Origin of the sequence: Hydrogenophaga defluvii (genome assembly GCF_042665235.1) — a bacterium.
Taxonomy (GTDB): Bacteria; Pseudomonadota; Gammaproteobacteria; order Burkholderiales; family Burkholderiaceae_C; genus Hydrogenophaga; species Hydrogenophaga defluvii_A.
The window spans coordinates 1-5,576 of sequence record NZ_JBHTBZ010000058.1 but is presented as its reverse complement, the minus strand read 5'-3'; the positions used below and the strand labels follow the sequence as shown (position 1 = coordinate 5,576).

Here is a 5,576-nt window from a genome sequence, read left to right as displayed (position 1 = left end):
TGGAAACCGCTGGTCAGCGAACGTTGCCAATCGCTTTCCACCGAGGGCAGCGGCAACCAGACCTGGGTGGCGCCCGAAGGCATGAGCAAATCCACGCGGGTGGTGACGTCAAACGTGCGCCAGTCGCCCGGCACGGGCTTGAACTCGCTGCGGGAGGGCGCCGTCTGGGCCAGTGCAGATGAAAACGGGACAGCGGGCAGCACAACAGCCACGGACGTGGCTGCCGTGCGCCGCAGAAAAGCGCGGCGATCGGTGGTCATCAAAAGAACTCCGGAGTAGGAAAAAACGACCGGCACGTCTGTCAAGGGACACGCCGAAGTCGGGCGCCGATTATCGCCGCAGCAACGCTTCGATCCAGCCCAGCGCCTGGTGGCTGCTCCAGTCCACCTCGCCACGGATGCGCTGGCGCGCCCGGCCACTGGGGTCGATCAACACCGTGGTGGGAAACACCTTGACCCCCCAGGCGCGGGTCACGTCGCCCTGCGGGTCCAACGCCACCGGCAACGTGACACCCGCCGCCTGCGTGAACTGCGCGATGCGCCGGGGCCCTTCCTTGAAGTTGACTGCGAGCACCGCCACCCGGTCTTCGCCCAGCACCTGAGGCAGTTGCTGCAGGGTGGGCATTTCGGCGCGGCAAGGCTCACACCAACTGGCCCAGAAGTTGAGCACCAGCACACGGCCCTTGAAGTCGGCCAGCGTCACGCGCCGGCCCGCCATGTCCAGGGCATCAAGCTGGGGCGTGGGTGTCTGGCGGGGCCACTCGGCGATCTCGTGGGACTGGGCGCGCGCGCTGGCCCAGCCGCCCAGGCCGCCCAACAAGGCCAGCCCCATACAACGTCGTCTGATCATGGGACGGGATTGTCCCCGAAGCGGGCTCAGCCGCCGGCCACGGCGGGCGCCGCCAACACGCGGCGCATGGTCACGGCAAACACCAGCCCACCCAGGTACATCAGCACGCCATACACCGCGCCGGGCACGCCCAGCGCGTCGTTGCCCAGCACGGAGCTGGCGATCAGCAGTGCCAGGGTGGCGTTTTGCACGCCGGTTTCGATGGCCACGGTCACGGCCTGGCGCCGACTCAGGCGGGTCAGCCAGGCCATCACAAAGCCGCCCACCATGGCCGCCAGGTTGAGGGCCACGGCAAACACGGCCAGCGTGGAGAAGTTTTCCACCAGCAAGGCCCAGTTCTTGGCCACGGCGGCGGCCACCACCAGAATGAACAAGACGGTGGCCAGCTTGGTGGCCACGGGTTCGAAGCGCAAGGCCAGCGCCGGCTTGAGATGGCGCGTGAGCATGCCCAGCAGCACCGGCAAGCCCACCACCACAAACACCTGCCCCATCATGGCGCCCACCGGCACCTGCACGGTGGCGGCGGCACCTGTGTAGTGGTTCATGGCCCAGACGACCACCAGCGGCAAGGTGACGATGGTCAACACGCTGGCCACCGCCGTGAAACTCAGCGCCAGCGCCACGTCGCCGCGCGCCATGTAGGTCAGCAGGTTGGAGGTGGTGCCGGTGGGGCATGCCGCCAGGATCATGAAGCCGACGGCGAAGGTGCCAGTCAGGCCAAACAGCTGGATCAGCCCCACACACAGCAGCGGCAGCAGCACAAACTGGCTCAGCACGCCCACCACCAGCGCACGGGGTTGTTGCAGGATGCGCCGGAAATCCAGGTGGGTGAGCCCCAGGCCCAGCGCGTACATGATGAACGCGAGAATCAGGGGCAGCAGCAGCCCTGAAACGATATCTCCCTGCATGGCGGGGTCTCCTTGTTCGTGAAGGTGGGCGGGTTCAGGCCCGCCACACCTTACACGAAACAGGCCCCGTCACACGCGCTCGGAAACCCAGCCCCGCACCGCAGCCAGGGCCTGTGGCAGTGCAGCCGCATCGGTGCCGCCAGCCATGGCCATGTCGGGTTTGCCGCCGCCCTTGCCACCCACTTGGCTGGCCACAAAATTCACCAGCTCACCGGCCTTGACCTTGCCCATGCTGTCGGCGGTCACGCCGGCGGCCAGCTGCACCTTGCCACCGTCCACGGCGGCCAACACGATGGCGGCGGTCTTGAGTTTGTCCTTGAGCTTGTCCAGGGTGTCGCGCAGGGTCTTGGCGTCGGCGCCGTTCAGCACGGCGGCCAGCACCTTGATGCCTTTGACGTCCACCGCCTGGTTCACCAGTTCATCGCCCTGGCGGGAAGCTTGTTGCGCCTTCAGCGTAGCGATTTCTTTTCTTGCCGCAAGCAACTCCGCATTCAACTTTGCAATTTTTTCGAGGCGTTGAGTCCCAGTCGCATTCTCGAAACCAAGTTCAAAACCAACTTCAACAAGCTCTTGTTCAAGTCCACGAAACTGCAAAAGGGAATTGATTCCTGTCACCGCCTCAATGCGGCGGACGCCGGCGGCTACGCCGGTCTCACTCACGACTTTGAACAGGCCGATTTCACCGGTTCGTTGCACGTGCGTTCCACCACAAAGTTCGCGGCTGGAGCCGATGTCGAGCACGCGCACCGTGTCGCCGTATTTTTCACCGAACAACATCATGGCGCCGGTTTTCTGGGCCGACTCAATGTCCATAACACGCGCCTGGGTGGCTGCGTTGGCCAAGATTTCCGTATTAACAATGTCCTCTATTCGCTTGCGTTCTTCGGGAGAAACCGGCCCGTTGTGCGCGAAGTCGAAGCGGGTGCGCTCAGCATTCACCAAGGAGCCCTTTTGCTGCACGTGGGCGCCCAAGACCTCGCGCAAGGCCTTGTGCATCAGGTGGGTGGCGCTGTGGTTGCGCACGGTGGCCGCGCGCAGGTCCAGGTTGACCGAAGCGGTGACGGCATCGCCCACGGCCAGGGTGCCCTGCGCCACGGTGCCGTGGTGACCAAACACATCGGCCTTGATCTTCTGGGTGTCGCCCACGGCAAAGGTGGCCGAGCCGGTGCTGATCACGCCTTCGTCGCCCACCTGCCCGCCGCTTTCCGCGTAGAAGGGCGTCGTGTCGAGCACAACCACGCCTTGTTGGCCACTTTTCAGCTCGGCCACGGGCGTGCCATCGAGGTACAAGGCCACCACCTTGGCCGAGGCTTCGAGTTGCTCGTAGCCCACAAAGGTGTTGCCTGCGCCGGTGTATTCCAGCGCCTTGTCCATCTTGAACTTGCCCGCCGCACGGCCCTTGGCCTTCTGCGCTTCCATAGCGGCGTGGAACCCGGCTTCGTCCACCGTGAGGCCACGTTCGCGGCACACGTCGGCCGAGAGGTCAAGAGGGAAGCCGTAGGTGTCGTGCAGCTTGAAGGCCACCTCGCCGGGCAGCACCTTGGCACCGTCGGCCAGGGCCGCATCGAGGATTTCCATGCCGTTGGCCAGCGTTTCGTAGAAGCGCTCTTCCTCGGCCTTGAGCACCTCGGTGATGCGTTGGGCCTGCGACGCCATGTTGGGGTAGGCCTCGCCCATCATCTTGACCAGGTCGGGCACCAACTTGTGGAAAAACGGCGTTTTCTGACCCAGCTTGTAGCCGTGGCGGATGGCGCGGCGCACGATGCGGCGCTGCACATAGCCTCGGCCTTCGTTGGACGGAATCACACCGTCGCTGATGAGGAACGACGTGGCGCGGATGTGGTCGGCAATCACCTTGAGCGAGGGGTTGCTCAGGTCGGCGGTGCCGGTTTCGCGGCCAGCGGCCTTGATCAGCGCGTCAAAGATGTCGATTTCGTAGTTGCTGTGCACGTGCTGCAGGATGGCGGCCAGGCGCTCCAGGCCCATGCCGGTGTCCACACAGGGTGCGGGCAGTGGCGTGACCGAGCCGTCTTCGTGCATGTTGAACTGCATGAACACGTTGTTCCAGATCTCGATGAAGCGGTCCCCGTCTTCCTCGGGGCTGCCCGGGGGGCCGCCAGGGATGTGGTCGCCGTGGTCGTAGAAGATCTCACTGCAAGGGCCGCAGGGGCCGGTGTCGGCCATCATCCAGAAGTTGTCGCTCTTGTAGCGGCCGCCCTTGTTGTCGCCAATGCGGATCACGCGCTCAGGCGGCAGACCAATTTCCTTGGTCCAGATGTCAAAGGCCTCGTCGTCCTCGGCGTACACCGTGGCCAACAAGCGTTCCTTGGGCAGCTTGTAGACCTCGGTCAGCAGTTCCCAGGCCCACTTCAGGCTCTCGCGCTTGAAGTAGTCGCCAAACGACCAGTTGCCCAGCATCTCGAAGAAGGTGTGGTGGCGGGCGGTGTAGCCCACGTTTTCCAGGTCGTTGTGTTTGCCGCCGGCGCGCAGGCAGGCCTGCACCGAGGCCGCACGCACGTAATTGCGCTTGTCGGTGCCCAGGAAGACGTCCTTGAACTGCACCATGCCCGAGTTGGTGAACATCAGCGTGGGGTCGTTGCCCGGCACCAGCGGGCTGGACGCGACCACGGTGTGGCCCTTGGAAGCAAAAAAATCCAGAAAGGACTTGCGGATGTCGGCAACGGTGAATTGGGTGGTCATGGTGTGAGGGCCAGGGTAAGCAACCCGCCATTTTATCGGCTTGGCCACGGCCTCCCCACGCGGCTTTGGGTATAACCCACGGCTGACGCTTCACCGACGAAGACCACCCATGCACACCCCCACCAACCCCTTCAAACAGGCCATGCGCGAACAGCGCGCTCAGATCGGCCTGTGGGTCGGCCTGGCCGACGCCTACGTGGCCGAACTGCTGGCCACTGCCGGCTTCGACTGGCTGTTGCTCGACGCCGAACACGGCCCCAACGACATCCGCACGCTGCTGGCGCAACTGCAGGCGGTGCAGGCCTACCCCTCCCACCCCATCGTGCGTGTGCCCGTGGGCGACGTGGCGCTGATCAAGCGCGTGCTCGACATCGGCGCACAAACGGTGCTGGTGCCCATGGTGGACACGGCCGAGCAAGCCGACCTGATGGCGCGCGCCATGCACTACCCGCAACCCGAGGACCCGGATGGCATCGCGGGCATACGCGGTATGGCGGGCGCACGCGGTTCACGCTGGGGCCTGTACCCACGTTATGTGCACGAGGCCAACGCCCAGGCCTGCCTGCTGGTGCAGGCCGAAACCGTGCTCGCCATGGACAACCTCGATGCCATCGCTGCCACCCCCGGCGTGGACGGCGTGTTCATCGGTCCGGCCGATCTCTCGGCCTCCATGGGCCACCCGGGCAACCCCAACCACCCCGCCGTCAAGGCCGCCATAGACGACGGCATCCAGCGCATCCTCAAAGCCGGCAAGGCGCCGGGCATTCTGAGCCTGGACGAAGGCCAGGCGCAACATTGGCTGGATCGGGGCGCGCGTTTTGTGGCCGTGGGCATGGACACCGTGATGCTGGCCAACGCCGCTCGTCAGTTGCGCCAGCGGTTTGCAGGCGCAGCGCCCGTGCCGGTTGTCACCGGTTACTGACCCGCAGACCGACGCGCGGTAAGCTCGCTTTTTTCCATGGGGGTGTGGCAACCACCCCCCCACACACAGGACTAGCAACATGGACATGAAGACCTCGCCACTGGCCTTGCTCAAAGACCCCAGCCTGCTCAAGACCGACGCCCTGATCAACGGCCAATGGGTGGCCGGCAGCGCCCGCTTTGACGTGCACGACCCCG

At 65.0% G+C, this 5,576-nt stretch carries 4 protein-coding genes and 1 pseudogene; 1 reads left to right on the top strand and 4 read right to left on the bottom strand.

Going from position 1 to position 5,576, the window contains the following annotated elements:
• The 4 genes and pseudogenes from ACFQU0_RS17700 to alaS all read right to left on the bottom strand — a co-directional run.
• Window positions 1-260, bottom strand: a pseudogene (locus ACFQU0_RS17700) (transglutaminase); the annotation flags it as partial.
• Between the two features lie 70 nt (window positions 261-330).
• The gene (locus tag ACFQU0_RS17695) at window positions 331-849 is read right to left on the bottom strand and encodes a TlpA family protein disulfide reductase (protein ID WP_382203051.1); all 519 of its coding nucleotides are present in this window, start codon (window positions 847-849) and stop codon (window positions 331-333) included.
• A gap of 26 nt (window positions 850-875) precedes the next feature.
• The gene (locus ACFQU0_RS17690; RefSeq protein ID WP_382203050.1) at window positions 876-1,757 is read right to left on the bottom strand and encodes a bile acid:sodium symporter family protein; all 882 of its coding nucleotides are present in this window, start codon (window positions 1,755-1,757) and stop codon (window positions 876-878) included.
• A 69-nt stretch (window positions 1,758-1,826) separates the two neighbouring features.
• Complete coding sequence (gene alaS, locus ACFQU0_RS17685) at window positions 1,827-4,457, bottom strand: alanine--tRNA ligase (RefSeq protein WP_382203049.1); 2,631 nt, start codon at window positions 4,455-4,457, stop codon at window positions 1,827-1,829.
• A gap of 109 nt (window positions 4,458-4,566) precedes the next feature.
• Here alaS and ACFQU0_RS17680 point away from each other — a divergent pair, with 109 nt between their 5' ends.
• A complete protein-coding gene (locus ACFQU0_RS17680; RefSeq protein WP_382203048.1) occupies window positions 4,567-5,379 on the top strand; it encodes an aldolase/citrate lyase family protein in 813 nt (270 codons plus the stop codon).
• Window positions 5,380-5,576 lie beyond the last annotated feature (197 nt).